This window comes from Streptococcus equinus (assembly GCF_900101445.1).
Lineage (GTDB): Bacteria > Bacillota > Bacilli > Lactobacillales > Streptococcaceae > Streptococcus > Streptococcus equinus_B.
In genome coordinates, this window is sequence record NZ_FNKE01000001.1 from 427,762 (window position 1) to 446,797 (window position 19,036).

Below are 19,036 nucleotides of genomic sequence, written 5' to 3' on the forward strand. Positions count from 1 at the left end.
AAAACACTCAGCAGTTTTGCTGGGTGCTTTTCTTCTTATAGTTGGGTGAATTGTTTTTTCTTGAGTTCAAAAACGACATCTGTTTCTTTAGCGACAGTCGTTTCATGTGTCACGATAATCACGGTTTTATTTTGCTGATGAGCGATGTCTTTGAAGATATTGACAATGTCTTGGGTGGTTTCTTCGTCTAAGTTTCCCGTTGGTTCATCAGCGATAATGACATCATGATTGGTTGCTAGGGCTCGGACGATGGCAACACGCTGTTGTTGACCACCGGAAAGTTGAAGAACTGGCTTATCAATCATTTCTTTAGGAATGCCCACTAGCTCAAAAAGCTCATCAATTTTAGCATTGTCAACGGGAGTATTTGTGATTTCTAGGGCTGTTTGGACATTTTGACGTGCAGTCATATAAGTCATTAAATTATAAGCTTGAAAGATGGTTGAAACAGCGTTTTTACGGTAATTGGTCAAGCCAGTCTTATTAATATCTTTGTCATCTAAGTAAATATTACCTGCTTTTGGGCTATCTAAGCCAGCCAGCAAGGAAAGAAAGGTGGTCTTTCCACTTCCTGATTGCCCAAGAATGGCATAAATTTTTCCTCTTTCGAAGCTTAGATTGACATCTTTAAACAGATAATCATCTGGATTATTAGTGTACCAATAGCCAATATTTTTTGTGTGTAAGGTCATATGAGTGTCCTTTCTAATTTGATGATAAGATATCTTTTGGTTTCATGCGAATGATACCGATACTTGCTAAGATAGTTGAGATAAATGAGATGAGAAGGGCAATTCCACCGAGTTTAGCGACATCAGTTCCTGTTAGTTTGATGTCGAGATTATCGATTTCTTGTGTTGAAGTTGTTGCCATTGACATCATGTTACCAAAACCACCGCCGGATGGTTTGTCATTTTGGGGTTTTGAGTCATTTTGTTTATTGTCATCATTAGAAGAGTTTGTCTCTTGACCAGGACCACCGCCATTAGGTCCTTGGTTTGTAGTTTGTTGTGTTTGAGTCGAAGATGACAGCAGTTGGTTACCGAGTGCATTTCCGACAAAATTTCCTGCAAATGATGCAATCACAAGAGAAACAATGGTTACCATGAATAGCTCTGTGAAGAATTGGCCGATGATTTTAAGGCGATTTTCACCCAAACTCATGAGAACTCCAATTTCGTAACGGCGTTCACGGATACTTAAAATAACAATTAAAGTTAGAATAACTGCACCAGCAATAGCCACCAAAATAACAATATTTTGTGCAATTGATGAAATGTTATTAAGTGGTGAGAGCATTTGTTCATAGATTTCATCGCTTGATGTCACAGAGTAAGTGTCAGTGTCGATTTCTGATTTTATTTCTTTGACGAAACTGCTCATTTTTTCAGGATTTGAAAGGGTATAGACAGCTGAATCGAGTTTATCTGTTTCACCTTTCATGGTATTAGCTGTTGTCAGTGTTGTGTAAATGTTGTTTTGTGGGTTTGAAGCATTTGACATCATTTGTGCTGTCGTTGCTGTTGATGAATTGTCGTAGATACCAATGACAGTTAGGGTGTAGCTTGTCTCAGTGCTATCTATAGTGGTTGTTACTGTGAAAGTATCACCCACACTTAAATTGTTTTCGCTAGCTAAATCTGAAGAGATAAGTGCGGAGTTGTCGGCAGTATCTGACGTGATGCCAACACCTTTTTTAATCTCATTTGTGCCTGAAGTGAAGTCGCTGACATTATCAGTTGTGTTAACACCAGTAATGGTAAAATCACCCGATGCCATCATGCCGCCGTGGTTTTCGGGTTGATTGTTGGCTGACGAAGTATCATCACTTGATTCTTCAGAAGATGACGAAGTAGAGATAGCAGAAATGCCGTCACCTGCGCTAGCCGTTGTTGTCGTTGTGAAAAGGTATGATGAGACACCGCTTTTTTCTGCGATTGATTTTGCTGTTGTAAGCTCAACAGAAGTAGTAGCTGTGGTGTTGCTACTTGAGTCAAAACTATTTTCGCTGTCAGGTTTAAAAGCCTTCATCATAGCTTCGCGGTTAACAGATAAAGTCACGGTTGCACCTGCTTGTTTTTTAGCTGATGTGACAGCAGAATCTGCCGCATTTTTAATGGTTAATCCAGCTAGGACAAAAATCAAAATCGCACTGGTCACCAAAACAAGTAGTCCCGTGCGTCCTTTTTTAGCTTTTGTCGCAAGCCAGGCTCGCTTAATAAAATTCATGTCAATAACTCCTTTGCAATCGTATTACAAAAAAGTCTAGGGGATTAAACTTAAGTCAAACTGAAAGAAAACTGAAACAAAACTTAAAAATTATGAAAATGCTACCACTAAATGTTGTCCGTAAAAACCGAACGATACAAAAATATGAAATAAAAATAATTGACATAAAACGAATGAAGTTGTAAAATGATAATGGAAGGGTAAGGTTTTACCTAGCGATGCTCTGTTGTGTTAAGGCACAGTGGAGTTATAGGAAGGTCATTTTTTAATGAAAGAGTCGATGTGTTTTTGAGCTACTCTGACAGAGAAAAGGTGACCTTTTTAGATTGTCCTTTGACCTCGTCTGAGTGTTTGTTTGCTGACACAAAGACCACGGAGAAATTGATATGTATAACGAAATGCCTGTCTTTGATTATGAAGATATTCAACTCATTCCTAACAAATGTATCATTAAAAGCCGTTCAGAAGCTGATACGCATGTGACACTTGGTGATTATACTTTTAAATTGCCAGTTGTTCCTGCCAACATGCAGACGATTATCGATGAAGATATCGCTGAAAAGCTTGCTAAAAATGGTTACTTTTACATTATGCATCGTTTTGATGAGGCTTCTCGTAAACCTTTTGTCAAACGTATGCATGACCAAGGCTTGATTGCTTCAATCTCAGTAGGTGTTAAAGATTATGAGTACGACTTTGTCTCAAGCTTAAAAGATGATGCGCCAGAATTCATTACCATTGATATCGCTCATGGACATTCTAATAGTGTCATTGAGATGATTAAGCACATTAAAAAAGAATTGCCAGATACTTTTGTTATCGCTGGTAATGTTGGAACACCTGAGGCTGTACGTGAGTTGGAAAATGCTGGTGCTGATGCCACAAAAGTTGGGATTGGTCCTGGTAAAGTTTGTATCACAAAAGTGAAAACTGGTTTTGGAACAGGCGGTTGGCAATTAGCAGCACTGCGTTGGTGCGCAAAAGCAGCTCGTAAACCAATTATCGCTGATGGCGGTATTCGTACTCACGGTGACATTGCCAAATCTATTCGATTTGGTGCGACAATGGTCATGATTGGTTCTCTCTTTGCTGGACATTTAGAAAGCCCAGGAAAATTGGTAGAAGTAGATGGAAAACAGTATAAAGAATACTACGGTTCAGCTTCTGAGTACCAAAAAGGAGAACACAAAAACGTTGAAGGTAAGAAAATCTTACTCCCTGTCAAAGGACATTTAAAAGACACACTTGTTGAAATGCAAGAGGATCTTCAAAGCTCAATTTCATATGCTGGTGGTCGTGATTTGCATGCCTTGACACGTGTTGATTATGTTATCGTTAAAAATTCAATCTGGAACGGTGATTCAATTTAGAACAGGAAAGTTGTCATTATTTTCAGAATATTACTTCTTTAATAATAGGACCAATGTCATCTTGAAATCCAAGTTTAAAATGATACAATAGTTCTATCATTAATGTGATGGTTAAAATTCAATATTACTTATTTATGCTACGAATAGGCGTAGCGTTTCTACAAGACACCGTAATGTCTAACAATAAGTCAATTCTCAGTTGCTGTCTGAGAAAACATTTTTGCATACCTGTAAAAATGTGACCGAGTTTTGCAAGAGGTGTTTACAATTTGTAAACACCTCTTTTTATACAATCTGTCTTTGTTTAATGACGCTTGAAAAGTTTCATAGTAAGTTGTTTGTTTTAACAATCCGATTTTAAAAATTTTTCAAAAGGAGAATCCATGAAATTATTGGAAGATCGCATCTTAAAAGATGGTAATGTTTTGGGTGAGGATATCTTGAAAGTAGATAGTTTCCTTACTCATCAAGTTGACTATGAACTCATGCAAGAAATTGGTAAAGTTCTTGCAGAAGCTTATAAAGACGCTGGTATCACAAAAGTGGTTACAATTGAAGCATCTGGAATTGCACCAGCTTTATATACGGCACAAGCCATGAACGTTCCAATGATTTTCGCTAAAAAAGCTAAAAATATCACAATGACAGAAGGTATTTTAACAGCAGAAGTTTATTCATTTACTAAGCGCGTGACAAGCACAGTATCAATCGCAAGTAAATTCTTGTCAGAAGATGACACTGTTCTTATCGTTGATGATTTCTTGGCAAATGGACAAGCTGCTAAAGGACTTCTTGAAATTATTGGTCAAGCAGGTGCTAAAGTTGCTGGTATCGGTATTGTCATTGAAAAATCTTTCCAAACAGGTCGTAAATTACTTGAAGAAACAGGCGTTCCTGTGACATCTCTAGCTCGAATCAAAGAATTTAAAGATGGACAAGTTGTCTTTACGGAGGCTGATGCATAAGATGGAAATGAATGAACAAAAACACTCACAAGCCGCTATCCTAGGTTTGCAACACTTGCTTGCTATGTATGCAGGATCAATCTTGGTTCCTATCATGATTGCCAGCGCCCTCAACTATTCAGCTGAACAATTGACTTACCTCATTTCAACTGATATTTTCATGTGTGGGGTTGCTACGTTCTTGCAATTGCAGTTGCGTAAGCACTTTGGTGTAGGACTTCCAGTTGTTCTTGGTTGTGCCTTCCAATCTGTTGCACCGTTATCAATCATCGGGGCGAAACAAGGTTCTGGTTACATGTTTGGTGCCTTGATTGTTTCTGGTATTTATGTGATTTTGATTTCTGGCATTTTCTCAAAAATTGCTGATTTCTTCCCACCAGTTGTTACTGGTTCTGTCATTACAACTATTGGTTTGACTTTGATTCCAGTTGCTATCGGTAATATGGGTGATAACTCTGACAAACCAACAGCTCAATCATTGATTTTGGCTCTTGTGACCATTGCGATTGTTCTTGCAGTTAATATTTTTGCTAAAGGTTTCATTAAATCAATTGCCATTTTGATTGGTTTGATTGGCGGAACGATTGTGGCCGCCTTTATGGGCTTGGTTGATACATCAGTAGTAGCTAACGCACCGCTTGTTCACATTCCACAACCATTCTACTTTGGCGCACCAAAATTTGAAATCACATCAATCATTATGATGTGTATTATCGCAACAGTTTCTATGGTTGAATCAACTGGTGTTTACCTTGCGTTGTCAGATTTGACTGGTGAAAAATTAGACAGCAAACGTCTTCGTAACGGTTACCGTGCAGAAGGTGCCGCTGTTCTTCTTGGTGGTATTTTCAATACTTTCCCATACACTGGATTCTCACAAAACGTTGGTTTGGTTCGTATTTCAGGAATCAAAACACGTCGTCCAATTTACTATACAGCCTTGTTCCTTGTGATTCTTGGGCTTCTTCCAAAATTCGGTGCAATGGCACAAATGATTCCAAGTCCAGTTCTTGGTGGTGCTATGATTGTTCTCTTTGGTATGGTTGCTCTTCAAGGGATTCAAATGCTAAATCAAGTTGATTTCCAAAATAACGAATACAACTTTATCATTGCTGCGGTTTCAATCGCTTGTGGAGTTGGTTTTAACGGAACAAATCTCTTTGTTAGCCTTCCAAATACAGTTCAAATGTTCTTAACAAATGGTATTGTTATTGCTGCATTATTTGCTGTTGTTCTTAATTTGATTTTAAACGGAAAACCAAAAAAATAAGCGTTTAGACATAAATAAACACATTTAGGATTTTTCCTAGATGTGTTTTTCTTTTATCTTAGAAGTTGAAAGTGGGAGCGCAAGCCATTTGTCAAAGCTAAACGATTATCTTTAGTGATGAGAATGCCTTCTATATGCGGAGTGGCTTGAATAGTTGCCAGAGCTTGCATGACAGGAAGTCCAAAGAGTCGTGTCGTCCAGATTTCGCAATCAACAGACAGGTCAGAAACGATGGTAAGGCTTGTCATTTCGGTCTCGATAGGATAGCCAGTTTCTTGGTCAAAAATATGGTGATATTCTTTATTTCCAACTTTTAGGCGACGTTCATAGATTCCTGATGTAACGACCGATTGATTTTTGACAGCAAGAACACCAATATTATTGCCTCTAGGTAGCTGTGGATTTTGGATACCGATTCGCCAGCTGCCGTTATCGTTTCTTGGATTATCGCCGTAAACAAGGACATTTCCACCAAGGTTAATCATGGCAGAAGTGACCTTTTCGGATTTTAAATAATCCATGATTTTATCAGCAATATAACCTTTAGCAAGAGCACCAAGGTCGATTTTCATGCCTTTTTGGCTTAGAAAGACACTTTGTTTAGTCTCATCTAAAATAATATTTTCTGGTTTAGATAAGGCTAGCGCTTTTTGGATTTTTTGAGGACCAGGAACCCTAGCATCGTCAAAACCAATGCGCCAGCTTTGCACCAAAGGACCAATAGCGATGTTGAGGTTGCTAGGATTTGCTAAGCTATGCTTTTTGCCAATCGCAATTAAATCAAATAAATCTGGGTGAACAGTGACAGGAGTGATGCTAGAGTTATCATTAATGACCATGAGTTCAGAGTCAGTATCATTGGCACTGAAGCGATTCTTGTAAAGTTCTAGCAGACGACAAACTTCTGCGATGTGTTCCTTTGGGGAGTCAGAATCTATTAAGATGTCGATAGTAGTTCCCATCATCTGAATACTATGGCTAAGTTGCATGCTTTTCCTCCTGAAAGTTTCTTAGTTTTAGCATAATGTTTTCTGGTCAAAAAAGCAATTTTTAGGTCAGCAAAAAAGCTTGAGACAATCGCCTCAAGCTCAGTAGCTATGAAAAATTAGTTTTTCTTTTTCATTTCGCCATGTGGGTAGTAAGTACCTTCTGGCATGTCATTGATGAAAACGTGGATTGCTTCTTTTGGAGCTTTTGCGATACGTGAAACAACTTCAGTTACTTCGCGAGCAAGCTCAACTTTTTGTTCTTGAGTACGACCTTCGAATAAATCGATTTTTACGAATGGCATAAGAATCTCCTTTAAAATAAATTAACACTACAATTTTAGCATATTTAGCAGTAAAATTCAGTGTTTATCGGGAAAATAAGGAATGTTTTTTTATTCTATTTAAAAAGTTTTAAAATATCAGATAAGCCAAATGTTGTTTTATGATAAACCTTATTGTAAGCTGCCTTTTTAGGATTTTTAATCCAACCTGAGCCTTTCTTCCCATATCCTGGAATGATAGCTTTTTTAGCTTGTCTTTTCCATTTAGCAGTAGTACGAGCTTTCAAACTCTTTTTTAAACTTGGTTTTCTAAATCCAACTTTCATAGTTTAACCTCTTTGTATTAAAAATTAGCATTTTCTCCTATAAGATACTTCAATCTTTTTGCTTCGTCAATATGGTTTTCGGGTGCTTGATTGGAGAATTTCCTTTTTGGACAATACATTTCTGTAACAGAATCGTGATTCTTTTAATAAAGTGTCATCAAATTTACATGACTTGCTGTGTTATAATTTTTAGTAAGCATTAACAACTTAACAGCACAAGGAGTGACGTTTTGGTCGCTCTTTAGTGCGTTGATTTGTTATTTAATAGTGTTGGTTACCGATATCACATTAAGTGATGAAAGCTAGAGCAGTTTTTGCCTCTAGCTTTTTTTAATCGGTCAAATGCCAAGAACGGTGGGGAGAGGACGGCTTTGGCTGGCTAAATTGCTTGTTCTTCTTGTTTATCCATGAGCGATTTTATGGTAGAATAGTAGAATATTAGTAGAAGGTAGGAATGTCACTTTTGGCTCAACTCTATTATAAATATGGAACCATGAATTCTGGTAAGACCATTGAAATTTTAAAAGTAGCCCATAACTATGAAGAACAAGGAAAACCTGTTGTCATCATGACTTCAGCACTTGATACTCGTGATGGTTATGGTATTGTTTCTAGTCGTATTGGTATGCGCCGTGAAGCTATTGCAATTACTAATGAGATGGATGTTTTTGCTTACGTCAAAGCTCTTCCAGAAAAACCTTATTGTGTTCTTATTGATGAATGTCAGTTTTTAACGAAAAAGCATGTCTACGAATTAGCTCGTGTGGTTGATGAACTAGAAGTCCCTGTGATGGCTTTTGGGTTAAAAAATGATTTTCAGAATGAATTATTCGAAGGTTCAAAATACCTGCTGCTTTTAGCAGATAAAATTGATGAAATTAAAACCATTTGCCAGTTTTGCTCGAAAAAAGCCACAATGGTTTTGCGAACTGAAAATGGAAAACCGGTTTATGAGGGAGACCAAATTCAAATTGGTGGAAATGAAACTTACATCCCCGTTTGCCGTAAACACTATTTTAATCCCATGATTTCAACTGAAAAATAAGAAATGAATTTGTAAGAGAGAGGATAACAAACACACATGAACATTTATGATCAGCTACAAGCGGTCGAAGACCGTTATGAGGAATTAGGAGAATTACTAAGTGACCCAGATGTCGTTAGTGATACAAAACGTTTCATGGCTTTGTCAAAAGAAGAAGCAAGCACACGTGAAACAGTAGCCGTTTACCGTGAATACAAAAAAGTTCTTCAAAACATCGAAGATGCCGAAGAAATGATTAAAGATGCTGGTGGCGATCCAGAACTTGAAGAAATGGCAAAAGAAGAACTTAAAGAATCAAAAGCAGCAAAAGAAGATTACGAAGAAAAACTTAAAATCCTTCTTTTACCAAAAGATCCTAACGATGATAAAAACATCATCTTGGAAATCCGCGGTGCTGCTGGTGGTGATGAAGCAGCCCTCTTTGCTGGCGACCTTCTTCAAATGTACCAAAAATACGCTGAAAGCCAAGGTTGGAAATTTGACGTCATGGAAGCTTCTTACAACGGTGTCGGTGGTATCAAAGAAGTTGTTGTCATGGTTTCAGGTCAATCAGTTTATTCTAAATTGAAATACGAATCAGGTGCTCACCGTGTGCAACGTGTCCCTGTTACAGAAAGCCAAGGTCGTGTCCACACATCTACAGCGACAGTTCTTGTCATGCCTGAAGTTGAAGAAGTTGAATATGAAATCGATCCAAAAGACTTGCGTGTAGATATTTACCACGCATCAGGTGCTGGTGGACAAAACGTCAATAAAGTTGCGACAGCCGTTCGTATGGTCCACATTCCAACTGGTATCAAAGTTGAAATGCAAGAAGAACGTACACAACAAAAAAACCGTGATAAAGCCATGAAAGTCATTCGTGCGCGTGTTGCGGACCACTTTGCTCAAATCGCTCAAGACGAACAAGATGCTGAACGTAAATCAACAGTTGGTACTGGTGACCGTTCAGAACGTATCCGTACATATAACTTCCCACAAAACCGTGTGACAGACCACCGTATTGGTTTGACATTGCAAAAACTTGACAGCATTTTGTCAGGTAAATTGGATGAAGTGATTGATGCACTTATTCTTTTTGATCAAACTAAGAAACTAGAAGAGTTAAATAAATAATGAACTACGCTGAAACAATCAGCCAACTAGAAAAAAACTTACAAGAAATTGGAGAAGATCCAGAAAACCTCACTTACGTTTTTCGTGAGTTAAAAGGCTGGAGTCTTCTTGATTTCATCTTACATCAAAATAAAGAAGTGACTGAATCAGATCAGCAGCTCCTTGAGTCAATCATGACTCAACTAAGAGACCATCGCTCACCGCAGTATATCACTGGAAAAGCTTACTTTCGTGATTTGGAGCTTGCGGTTGATGAGCGTGTCTTGATTCCGCGACCTGAGACGGAAGAATTAGTTGACTTAGTGTTAAAGGAAAATAGCAAAGCTGATTTGCGTGTTTTAGATATTGGAACAGGCAGCGGAGCTATTGCCATTTCACTTAAGTCTGCGCGCCCTGACTGGCATGTCACAGCATCAGATATTTCGCAAGGTGCTCTGCAATTAGCAAAAGAAAACAGCAAGCTCAATCAAGTGACGCTTGATTTTGTGGAATCAGATGTTTTCAGCCAGATTACAGGGACTTTTGATGTGATTATTTCAAACCCGCCTTATATTGCCTATGATGATAAGGATGAAGTTGGGGTGAATGTTCTTGCTTCTGAACCTCACTTGGCGCTTTTTGCGGACGAGGATGGTTTTGCCATTTACCGTCAAATTATCGAAGGTGCTGCTGAGCATTTATCAGAAAATGGAAAACTTTATTTTGAAATTGGCTACAAGCAAGGAGATGGTTTGCGGGCTTTGCTTAGCAAACATTTTCCACAAAAACGTGTCCGTGTCTTAGAAGACATATTTGGTAAAGATAGAATGGTCGTGATGGATAATGGCTAATTTGGAAGAAATACTTCAAACGGGCGGTGCGGTGATTTTGCCGACAGAAACCGTTTATGGGCTTTTTGCACAAGCCATGAATGAAGAAGCAGTTGAACATGTGTATCACTTAAAACGTCGTCCTAAAGACAAAGCCATGAATCTGAATGTGGCAGATTATGAGACGATTTTAGCTTTTTCAAAGCATCAGCCAACTTATCTTAAAGATCTTTATGACGCCTTTTTACCTGGACCGTTAACGATTATTTTACAGGCAAATGACCGCGTGCCAGCTTGGATCAATTCTGGCTTATCAACAATTGGTTTTAGAATTCCAAAACACCCGCAGACTTTGGCGCTTATCAAAGAGACTGGTCCTCTAATTGGACCGTCAGCCAATATTTCTGGTCAAGAAAGCGGCAAAGTTTTTGCGCAAATCCAGAAGCAGTTTGGCAACTCAGTTGAAGGGCTGGCTGACGATGCTGCCATCACTGGTGTTGACTCGACAATTTTGGATTTGTCTGGTGATTTTGCACGAATCTTACGTCAGGGAGCTATTACAAAAGAAGATTTGTTGGCGCGTGTCCCTGAGTTGATGTTTGCAAAAGATTAGATTTGGAATTTATTTGATACTGTTTCGGCTTTTACAATCGAGAAAAGATTGTGACTTGATCTTATCAAAAGGGAGATAAGGATATGATTTTTGACAAGGAAAATTACGAAGCATTTGACACCGAACTTTGGCAAGCTATCCACGCTGAAGAAGTTCGTCAACAAAATAATATTGAACTCATTGCCTCTGAAAATGTGGTTTCTAAAGCTGTTATGGCAGCTCAAGGAACAGTACTGACAAATAAATACGCCGAAGGTTATCCTGGCAAGCGTTATTATGGCGGTACTGATTGTGTGGACGTGGTTGAAAATTTGGCTATCGAACGTGCCAAAGAATTGTTTGGTGCTAAGTTTGCTAATGTCCAACCGCACTCAGGAAGTCAAGCTAATGCCGCAGCCTATATGGCTTTAATCCAACCAGGTGATACTGTCCTTGGGATGGATTTGGCAGCAGGTGGCCACTTGACTCATGGGGCATCAGTCAGCTTTTCAGGAAAAACATATCACTTTGTCTCTTATTCAGTTGACCCAGTTACAGAACGCATCGATTATGATAAATTAGCGGATTTGGCTAAAGAAGTCAGACCTAAATTAATCGTTGCTGGGGCGTCAGCTTATTCACGTATTATTGATTTTCCGAGATTCCGCGAGATTGCAGACAGCGTTGGTGCTTACCTAATGGTTGATATGGCACACATTGCTGGTCTTGTGGCATCTGGTCATCACCCAAGTCCAGTTCCATATGCTCATGTGACAACGACAACCACTCACAAAACTCTTCGCGGACCTCGTGGTGGACTCATTTTGACAAATGATGAAGCTATCGCCAAGAAAATTAATTCTGCGGTCTTCCCAGGTCTCCAAGGTGGTCCACTGATGCATGTGATTGCTGGAAAAGCTGTCGCTTTAAAAGAAGCCTTGGACCCAGCTTTTAAAGAATACGGTCAACAAGTGATTAAAAATGCCGCTGCCATGGCTGATGTCTTTAATCAACACTCTGATTTCCGTGTCATTTCAGGTGGTACAGACAACCACGTCTTTTTGGTTGATGTAACTAAAGTGGTTGAAAATGGGAAATTGGCACAAACTATTCTTGAGTCTGTTAACATTACGCTCAATAAGAATTCAATTCCATTTGAAACCTTGTCACCGTTTAAGACATCTGGTATTCGCATTGGCTCACCAGCCATTACCAGTCGTGGCATGGGCGAAAAAGAATCACGCCTTATTGCTGAATTGATTGTAAAAACTCTTGAAAATTATCAAAACGAAACTATTTTAGAGGAGGTTCGTCGTGAGGTTAAAGCATTGACAGATGCTTTCCCACTCTATTAACGAACAGCTGAGCACCTTTAAGTGTTCAGACAGACTTAACCATGATTGATTTGTATATTAAACGCATTGTTATTCATCAATTTACGCCAAATGATACGGAATTGATTTTGTCAGATCAGTTGCTGACGATTACGCCGCGTATTGATGAGTATTTTCGTAAAAAATTAAGCAAAGTTTTCTCAGATGAAGCCAAACGTGGAACGTTCTCAGAAGACAATGTCTTTCTTAGTTATTTGAGTGATGATTTGATGGCATCATCTGTTAAAATTGCGCAGCTTTGGAAAGAAGAATTTGTCATTTCTGATAATCAAAAGACAAATGATTTGGTCTTCATCCAATTTGACAAAGACGGTGTTGAGCATTTTGCTTTTCTTCGTGTGGCTTTAAGGGAAAATTTCACGCATATCTCAAGTGACAGTGAAAGTCCGATTAAAATCACACAAAATAACTATCCGTCTGCGGCTCAAACACCAGATGAAGCCTTGGTGATTAATCGTGCTAACCATCATTATTACTTGATTGAAAAACGCATTAAGCACAATGGTAGTTTTGCCAACTATTTTTCAGAAAATCTATTGCAAGTTCAGCCTGAACAGTCGGTCAAAAAATCGATTAAAATGGTGGAACAAGCTGCTCAAAAAATTGCTGAAAACTTCCAACAAGACGATTTTGCTTTCCAATCAAAAATGAAAGCAGCCATTCACAAAAACTTGGAAGAAGAGCAAGAATTATCACCTGAAAAACTTGCGGACCAACTCTTTGACAATAATTTAACAGCTCGTTTGACCTTTGTTGATGAGTTGAAAGAGAGCATCCCAGAGCCAATTCAGGTCTCAGACATTGACCATTCGCGCCAAACGAAAAAATTAGAGAATCAAAAATTGTCACTGTCAAATGGTATTCAATTAATTGTTCCTAATAATGTTTATGAAGACGCAGAATCGGTTGAATTTATTCAAAATCCAAATGGAACCTATTCCATCTTGATTAAAAATATAGAGGATATTCAAAATAAATAATGTTTAAGTTCTTAAAACGCCTGATTGTACTGGCATTTGTCATTTTCTGTGGCTACCAAGCTTATGTCACTCATGAAAATGTTCATAATGTGTTGCAGTATAAAAGCATGGTTAAAGAGATTTTAGACGATAATGACACCACAGCCAACGTTGAGTTGGTCTTGGCAATGATTTACACAGAAACGAAGGGAAATGATGGCGACGTTATGCAATCTAGCGAAAGCTCAGACGGCGTTGCCAATTCCATCACTGATAGTAAAACGAGTATTCGCCAAGGAGTTACAGTCCTTTCAGAAAATCTTTCTTTAGCTCATGAGGCAGGAGTAGATGTTTGGACAGCTGTTCAAGCTTATAACTTTGGAACATCTTATATTGATTATGTTGCAAAGCATGGTAGTAAAAATACAGTTGCTTTAGCTAAAACTTATTCACGCGACGTAGTAGCGCCAAGTCTTGGTAACACGACTGGTGAATCTTATTTTTACTATCATCCTCTGGCTTTGATTTCAGGTGGACAGCTATATCGAAATGGTGGTAATATTTACTACTCGCGTGAAGTTCATTTTAATTTGTATTTGATTGAATTGATGAGCTTATTTTAAAATAGTAAGGTTTAGAGTTTAGTATCTCTATTGAAAAAGGGAAATATGAAATATTTAAGTCGTTATTTCAAAGGGTACCTTAAAGAGACTATCTTAGGTCCCCTTTTCAAATTGTTTGAAGCATCTTTTGAATTATTAGTTCCTATTATCATTGCACGAATCGTTGATACGATTATTCCAAGCAATAACAAGATGAATCTTGTTTTGATGATTGGGCTTTTGTTCTTATTTGCTGTTGTCGGTGTCATTGTGGCGATTACCGCACAATACTTTTCTTCAAAAGCCGCAGTTGGCTATACGCGTCAGCTGACCAAGGATTTGTTTAAAAAAATCATGGGCTTGAGTAAGGAAGATCGTGATAAACTGACTACTTCAAGTTTGGTAACACGCTTAACTAGCGATACTTACCAAATCCAGACAGGAATTAACCAATTCTTGCGTCTTTTCCTACGCGCACCGATTATTGTCTTTGGTGCCATTATCATGGCTTTTAATATCAGTCCTAAGATGACTATCGACTTTTTGGTCATGGTTGCCATTTTATTTGTGATTGTCTTTACCATGTCACATCTTTTGAATCCAATCTATGCTAGCATTCGTCGTGCGACTGATAAGATTGTTAACATGACACGTCAGCAGTTGGAAGGGGTTCGTGTTATTCGAGCTTTTGGTCAAGTGGACAAGGAAGAAAGAGAATTTGCGGCTGCTAACCAAAATTACACTGACTTGCAATTAAAAGCAGGGCGCTTATCAAGTTTAGTAACGCCTTTGACTTACCTTGTGGTAAACAGCACTTTGATTCTTGTCATTTGGCAAGGAAATATGCAAATTGGTAAAGGTCTTCTTTCTCAAGGGATGTTGATTGCTTTGGTTAACTATCTTTTGCAAATTTTGACTGAATTGCTTAAAATGACAATGCTTGTAACCTCACTTAACCAATCCTTTATCAGTGCCAAACGTATCACAGAAGTTTTTGAAAAAGAGTCTGAAGACTTGGCGACTGAGCTTGAAGAAATGACATCTGATTTTGCGGTCAGCGTGAAGGATATGAGCTTTACCTATCCAACAGCAGCAGAACCATCACTATCACATATTGATTTTAAACTAAATCCAGGTTACTTTTTAGGGGTTATCGGAGGAACTGGTTCAGGGAAATCAACCTTAGTTGAACTCCTTACACACCTCTACACGCCTCAGGAAGGTAGCTTAGCTATTTTCCAAAATCAAAAATCACCTAAAACCTTAGGTGAGTGGCGCTCATGGGTCAATGTGGTGCCGCAAAAAGCTGAGCTTTTCCAAGGGACAATTCGCTCAAACTTGACTCTAGGAATGAAGGGTGACGTGAGTGACGAGACGCTTTGGAAAGCTTTGGATATTGCACAGGCTAGTGACTTTGTTTCTGAAAAAGAAGGACAGCTTGATGCAACCGTCGAAGCTTTTGGACGTAATTTTTCTGGTGGGCAACGTCAACGTTTGACTATTGCGCGTGCCATTGTTCAAAAAGCTCCGCTTCTTATTTTGGATGATTCAACGTCAGCTCTTGATTACTTGACAGAATCAAAATTATTGACAGCTATTCATGAGCAGTTAAGTGATACAACTTTGATTTTGATTTCACAACGTACTAATAGTTTGAAGGCTGCTGATAAGATTTTGCTTTTGGATAAGGGACATCAACTAGGATTTGCAAGTCACGATGAATTGCTTGCAACTAATGAACTTTACCGAGATATCCATTACTCACAACACCAAAAAGGAAAGGAGGACTAGAAGATGAAAGCTAGAAAACAATCTGATACAAGCCGTCGTTTGTTTAAAGAACTTCTTTCTCAAAAAGGACTTGTGATTGGAGCGACTCTTGGAACAATTGCTCAAGTTGCTCTAACGGTTTACCTTCCTGTCCTAATTGGTAATGCAGTTGACGTGGTGTTATCACCAAAATCATTGACCTTGATTATCCCGATAATCACGAAAATGGCGATTGTCATTGGTCTAAATACCTTGGTTCAGTGGTTGAATCCTTTGATTTACAATCGTTTGACCTTTGGTTATATCTATGATCTTCGTCAAAGAGTTATGGCAAAATTGAACCAAATGCCGATTTCTTATTTGGATAAGAAAAGCTCTGGTGATTTGGTCAGTCGTGTCACAACTGACGCGGAGCAATTAAGTAATGGTCTCTTGATGGTCTTTAACCAATTTTTCATTGGTGTTTTAACCATCATCATTACAATCGTGACAATGGCTGATATTGACTTATTGATGCTTGGTTTGGTGCTTGTTTTAACACCATTGTCTCTTTTCTTGGCACGATTTATTGCTAATAAGAGCTATCATTTGTATCAAAAACAAACCAAATCTCGTGGTCGCCAAACGCAGTATATCGAAGAAATGATTCGTCAAGAAAGTCTTTTGCATGTCTTTAATGCGCAAGAAGCAGCGATTGATACTTTCACAGACATCAACGATACTTATGCGGACTATTCGCAAGGTGCTATTTTCTATTCATCAACGGTTAACCCATCAACACGTTTTATCAATAGTTTGATTTACGCTTTGCTTGCTGGTGTCGGAGCTCTTCGTATCATGTCTGGTGCCTTTACCGTTGGTCAATTGACAACTTTCTTGAATTACGTCACTCAATATACCAAACCATTCAATGATATTTCATCAGTCTTGTCTGAATTGCAAGGTGCTATTGCCTGTGCAGAACGTCTTTACGACATTTTAGATGAAGAATACGAGCCACTTCCAGTAAAAGCTCAGCTTGATGCTGATAAGATTCAAGGTCAAATTGAGTTTAAAGATGTGTCATTTGGTTACACACCACAGAAAACCTTGATTAATCATTTGAATCTTTCAATACCAGCTGCTTCAAAAGTTGCTATCGTTGGACCAACTGGTGCTGGTAAATCAACCTTGATTAATCTTTTAATGCGTTTCTATGAAGTGGATAAGGGTGCGATTTACCTTGATGGCGTGTCAATGGCTGATTATTCAGTTGAAGAGCTCCGCCAACAAATTGGTATGGTTCTACAAGAGACTTGGTTAAAAGTTGGAACAATCCACGATAACATTGCTTATGGTAACCCAGAAGCTACACGTGAAGAAGTGATTGCAGCAGCAAAAGCAGCCAACGCAGATTTCTTCATTCGTCAGTTGCCAAATGGTTATGACACATACTTGTCTGATGCGGGAGCGTCATTGTCACAAGGTCAACGTCAGCTTTTGACTATTGCTCGTATTTTTGTGAAATTACCAAAAATCTTGATTTTGGACGAAGCGACATCATCTATCGATACTCGTACAGAAATCCTTGTTCAAGAGGCCTTTGAAAAATTGATGAAAGGTCGTACAAGCTTTATTATCGCTCACCGTTTGTCAACGATTCAATCAGCCGATTGTATCTTAGTAATGGTTGATGGTGACATCGTAGAATACGGTACCCATGACGAGCTAATGACAAAACAAGGCGTTTATTATCAAATGCAAACAGCACAAGCTGGATAGAACATTTGTTTTGTTACATAAATATAAATACGTAAAAAGCGATTAGAAACACTTTCTAATCGCTTTTTTTTATATCATTATTTTGCTAGTGGTATCCAAGCGCTGACTGATTTTTCACCGACTAGGAAATCACCATAGCCTTGCTCATCGATTTGGACATGCGCAGCTTGGTTGCCAAGAGCATCAGTGAACAATTTACCAGCCCATTTTTCACCAACAAACATGCGCTTTGATGTAGCTTTGCTATTACTGATAACAACGGCAAGAGCAGTTGGGTGTTTGTCATCACCAAGGCAAGTCCAGCCTATACAGTTAGCTTGGTCAAAGTAATCCATTTCTTGACCATAAACGGCGTTTTTTCTAAGTTCAAGCAATTTATCAATGTCATCTTGGAAATTTTTCTGAGCAAATTGACCTGAAATGCCGTAATAGTCTCCGTAAAAAATGCAAGGAAGTCCTGTTTGACGAAGCAAAATGAGGGCGTAGGCTGCTGGTTTAAACCATTCTTCGACAGTTGATTCTAGTGCCTGACCACGTTGGGTATCATGATTATCAACAAACGTAACAGCAGAATCTGGATGATTTTTCACTAATGTTTGCTCAAAAATCTGACGTAAATCATAAGTTTCCTTGGCTTTACTTGCTTCAAAAAGATTTTGGTGGAGGCGAACATCGACCAAATCAAATCGATAATCAGTACTTGCTAGGTAATCATTATTTGACTTTTCATCACCGTTCCAAAATTCACCAAAAACATAAAAGTCATCACCGTGCTTAGCTTTCATATCACGGATGAAATTTCCCATGAAGAAAGAGTCGATGTGCTTAATGGCATCTAGACGAAAACCACATATTCCTGTTGTTTCAACAAACCAATCAGCCCAATCGTAGATATTTTTGATGACTTCTGGATGTTTGAAATCTAGGTCGGCATACATGAGGTAGTCGTAATTCCCATTTTCACCGTCAACCAAGTCTTGGTTTGCCCAACCTTTGTTGTCTCCTTGAATTTGGAAAATGCCAGTTTTTCCAGTTCTGACATCATAGTCTGTGCCAGTAAAGTGGTACCAATGCCATTCAAAGTCGTTGTAGGCATGGTGGCGACCATCAAAGGTAAAATTTGTCCAACCTTCAATTTCAAAAGGCTGACTGAGAACTTTTGTCCGATCTTCAGGAGCAACTTCAACTACCTTAAAGGTTTCGGTGTGGTCAGCAGCAGCCTTGTGATTTAAAATGACGTCGGCTAAGGGTTTGATACCGTTACATTTAAGAGCTGAAATAGCTTCAAGATAGTCAGTCTTGGTTCCATATTTTGTTCGAACCGTTCCTTTTTGGTTAAATTCACCTAAGTCAAAAAGGTCATAGACGCCATAGCCCACATCGCCATCATGTGTTGCCTTAAAAGCAGGAGGCATCCAAATTTTGGTGATGCCTTTTTGGGCAAGAGCAGAAGCGTCAGCTGCCAAGCGTTTCCAGTGTTTGCCGTCATTTGGTAAATACCATTCAAAGTATTGCATCAAAGTTTCATTAGTCATGATTGAGTACCTCAAAGAGAAAG

Annotated in this window: 18 protein-coding genes and 1 riboswitch; of the genes, 12 read left to right on the forward strand and 6 right to left on the reverse strand. The window is 38.6% G+C overall.

Annotation, left to right across the window (positions count from 1 at the left end):
* Positions 1-35: 35 nt before the first annotated feature.
* Positions 36-692 (reverse strand): ABC transporter ATP-binding protein, encoded by a 657-nt coding sequence (locus BLR83_RS02185; protein WP_074560014.1) that lies wholly within the window; start codon positions 690-692, stop codon positions 36-38.
* 13 nt (positions 693-705) lie between these two features.
* A complete protein-coding gene (locus tag BLR83_RS02190) occupies positions 706-2,229 on the reverse strand; it encodes an ABC transporter permease (protein ID WP_074560016.1) in 1,524 nt (507 codons plus the stop codon).
* Positions 2,230-2,615: 386 nt separating this feature from the next.
* Between BLR83_RS02190 and guaC the strand changes: the two genes are divergently transcribed.
* The 3 genes from guaC to BLR83_RS02205 all read left to right on the forward strand — a co-directional run bounded on the left by guaC (position 2,616) and on the right by BLR83_RS02205 (position 5,834).
* On the forward strand, positions 2,616-3,599 hold the full coding sequence (gene guaC, locus BLR83_RS02195) for a GMP reductase (protein ID WP_074560018.1): 984 nt from the start codon (positions 2,616-2,618) through the stop codon (positions 3,597-3,599).
* 108 nt (positions 3,600-3,707) lie between these two features.
* Positions 3,708-3,803: riboswitch (purine riboswitch) on the forward strand.
* A gap of 179 nt (positions 3,804-3,982) precedes the next feature.
* Entirely contained in the window at positions 3,983-4,564 is a 582-nt protein-coding gene (locus tag BLR83_RS02200; protein WP_074560020.1) for a xanthine phosphoribosyltransferase, read from the forward strand.
* Positions 4,557-5,834: a nucleobase:cation symporter-2 family protein gene (locus BLR83_RS02205; RefSeq protein WP_074560022.1), complete on the forward strand. Its 1,278-nt coding sequence runs from the start codon at positions 4,557-4,559 to the stop codon at positions 5,832-5,834. The genes BLR83_RS02200 and BLR83_RS02205 overlap by 8 nt, the downstream gene beginning before the upstream one ends.
* 53 nt (positions 5,835-5,887) lie before the next feature.
* Here BLR83_RS02205 and BLR83_RS02210 read toward each other — a convergent pair whose 3' ends face one another.
* The 3 genes from BLR83_RS02210 to BLR83_RS02220 form a co-directional block, all read right to left on the reverse strand.
* Positions 5,888-6,823 (reverse strand): FAD:protein FMN transferase, encoded by a 936-nt coding sequence (locus tag BLR83_RS02210; RefSeq protein ID WP_074560024.1) that lies wholly within the window; start codon positions 6,821-6,823, stop codon positions 5,888-5,890.
* A gap of 116 nt (positions 6,824-6,939) precedes the next feature.
* Complete coding sequence (locus tag BLR83_RS02215) at positions 6,940-7,125, reverse strand: 4-oxalocrotonate tautomerase (RefSeq protein WP_002888803.1); 186 nt, start codon at positions 7,123-7,125, stop codon at positions 6,940-6,942.
* Between the two features lie 95 nt (positions 7,126-7,220).
* Positions 7,221-7,430: a hypothetical protein gene (locus tag BLR83_RS02220; RefSeq protein WP_074560026.1), complete on the reverse strand. Its 210-nt coding sequence runs from the start codon at positions 7,428-7,430 to the stop codon at positions 7,221-7,223.
* Positions 7,431-7,893: 463 nt separating this feature from the next.
* Between BLR83_RS02220 and BLR83_RS02225 the strand changes: the two genes are divergently transcribed.
* The 9 genes from BLR83_RS02225 to BLR83_RS02265 all read left to right on the forward strand — a co-directional run bounded on the left by BLR83_RS02225 (position 7,894) and on the right by BLR83_RS02265 (position 17,478).
* Positions 7,894-8,475: a thymidine kinase gene (locus BLR83_RS02225; protein WP_039696960.1), complete on the forward strand. Its 582-nt coding sequence runs from the start codon at positions 7,894-7,896 to the stop codon at positions 8,473-8,475.
* A 36-nt stretch (positions 8,476-8,511) separates the two neighbouring features.
* On the forward strand, positions 8,512-9,591 hold the full coding sequence (prfA, locus tag BLR83_RS02230) for a peptide chain release factor 1 (protein ID WP_039696959.1): 1,080 nt from the start codon (positions 8,512-8,514) through the stop codon (positions 9,589-9,591).
* Positions 9,591-10,421, forward strand: a complete 831-nt coding sequence (gene prmC, locus BLR83_RS02235) for a peptide chain release factor N(5)-glutamine methyltransferase (RefSeq protein WP_074560027.1) — start codon at positions 9,591-9,593, stop codon at positions 10,419-10,421. Before prfA ends, prmC begins: the two co-directional genes overlap by 1 nt.
* Positions 10,414-11,013: an L-threonylcarbamoyladenylate synthase gene (locus BLR83_RS02240; protein ID WP_074560029.1), complete on the forward strand. Its 600-nt coding sequence runs from the start codon at positions 10,414-10,416 to the stop codon at positions 11,011-11,013. The genes prmC and BLR83_RS02240 overlap by 8 nt, the downstream gene beginning before the upstream one ends.
* Before the next feature lie 83 nt (positions 11,014-11,096).
* On the forward strand, positions 11,097-12,347 hold the full coding sequence (gene glyA / locus BLR83_RS02245) for a serine hydroxymethyltransferase (protein ID WP_074560031.1): 1,251 nt from the start codon (positions 11,097-11,099) through the stop codon (positions 12,345-12,347).
* A 41-nt stretch (positions 12,348-12,388) separates the two neighbouring features.
* Entirely contained in the window at positions 12,389-13,366 is a 978-nt protein-coding gene (locus BLR83_RS02250) for a nucleoid-associated protein (RefSeq protein ID WP_074560033.1), read from the forward strand.
* On the forward strand, positions 13,366-13,968 hold the full coding sequence (locus tag BLR83_RS02255; RefSeq protein WP_074560035.1) for a lysozyme family protein: 603 nt from the start codon (positions 13,366-13,368) through the stop codon (positions 13,966-13,968). Before BLR83_RS02250 ends, BLR83_RS02255 begins: the two co-directional genes overlap by 1 nt.
* 45 nt (positions 13,969-14,013) lie before the next feature.
* Positions 14,014-15,738, forward strand: a complete 1,725-nt coding sequence (locus tag BLR83_RS02260) for an ABC transporter ATP-binding protein (protein ID WP_074560037.1) — start codon at positions 14,014-14,016, stop codon at positions 15,736-15,738.
* 3 nt (positions 15,739-15,741) lie between these two features.
* The gene (locus BLR83_RS02265) at positions 15,742-17,478 is read left to right on the forward strand and encodes an ABC transporter ATP-binding protein (protein WP_074560039.1); all 1,737 of its coding nucleotides are present in this window, start codon (positions 15,742-15,744) and stop codon (positions 17,476-17,478) included.
* Positions 17,479-17,555: 77 nt separating this feature from the next.
* Here BLR83_RS02265 and BLR83_RS02270 read toward each other — a convergent pair whose 3' ends face one another.
* Positions 17,556-19,013 (reverse strand): alpha-amylase, encoded by a 1,458-nt coding sequence (locus BLR83_RS02270; protein ID WP_074560040.1) that lies wholly within the window; start codon positions 19,011-19,013, stop codon positions 17,556-17,558.
* Between the last annotated feature and the right edge of the window lie 23 nt (positions 19,014-19,036).

Excerpts from the sequence above, each read along its gene's own strand:
- prfA (WP_039696959.1), top strand. The coding sequence starts at position 8,512 with ATGAACATTTATGATCAGCTACAAGCGGTCGAAGACCGTTATGAGGAA.
- BLR83_RS02200 (WP_074560020.1), top strand. The coding sequence starts at position 3,983 with ATGAAATTATTGGAAGATCGCATCTTAAAAGATGGTAATGTTTTGGGT.
- BLR83_RS02220 (WP_074560026.1), bottom strand. The coding sequence starts at position 7,430 with ATGAAAGTTGGATTTAGAAAACCAAGTTTAAAAAAGAGTTTGAAAGCT.
- BLR83_RS02210 (WP_074560024.1), bottom strand. The coding sequence starts at position 6,823 with ATGCAACTTAGCCATAGTATTCAGATGATGGGAACTACTATCGACATC.
- BLR83_RS02255 (WP_074560035.1), top strand. The coding sequence starts at position 13,366 with ATGTTTAAGTTCTTAAAACGCCTGATTGTACTGGCATTTGTCATTTTC.
- BLR83_RS02265 (WP_074560039.1), top strand. The coding sequence starts at position 15,742 with ATGAAAGCTAGAAAACAATCTGATACAAGCCGTCGTTTGTTTAAAGAA.
- BLR83_RS02215 (WP_002888803.1), bottom strand. The coding sequence starts at position 7,125 with ATGCCATTCGTAAAAATCGATTTATTCGAAGGTCGTACTCAAGAACAA.
- BLR83_RS02260 (WP_074560037.1), top strand. The coding sequence starts at position 14,014 with ATGAAATATTTAAGTCGTTATTTCAAAGGGTACCTTAAAGAGACTATC.
- guaC (WP_074560018.1), top strand. The coding sequence starts at position 2,616 with ATGTATAACGAAATGCCTGTCTTTGATTATGAAGATATTCAACTCATT.
- BLR83_RS02240 (WP_074560029.1), top strand. The coding sequence starts at position 10,414 with ATGGCTAATTTGGAAGAAATACTTCAAACGGGCGGTGCGGTGATTTTG.
- BLR83_RS02250 (WP_074560033.1), top strand. The coding sequence starts at position 12,389 with ATGATTGATTTGTATATTAAACGCATTGTTATTCATCAATTTACGCCA.
- BLR83_RS02270 (WP_074560040.1), bottom strand. The coding sequence starts at position 19,013 with ATGACTAATGAAACTTTGATGCAATACTTTGAATGGTATTTACCAAAT.
- glyA (WP_074560031.1), top strand. The coding sequence starts at position 11,097 with ATGATTTTTGACAAGGAAAATTACGAAGCATTTGACACCGAACTTTGG.
- prmC (WP_074560027.1), top strand. The coding sequence starts at position 9,591 with ATGAACTACGCTGAAACAATCAGCCAACTAGAAAAAAACTTACAAGAA.
- BLR83_RS02190 (WP_074560016.1), bottom strand. The coding sequence starts at position 2,229 with ATGAATTTTATTAAGCGAGCCTGGCTTGCGACAAAAGCTAAAAAAGGA.
- BLR83_RS02185 (WP_074560014.1), bottom strand. The coding sequence starts at position 692 with ATGACCTTACACACAAAAAATATTGGCTATTGGTACACTAATAATCCA.
- BLR83_RS02205 (WP_074560022.1), top strand. The coding sequence starts at position 4,557 with ATGCATAAGATGGAAATGAATGAACAAAAACACTCACAAGCCGCTATC.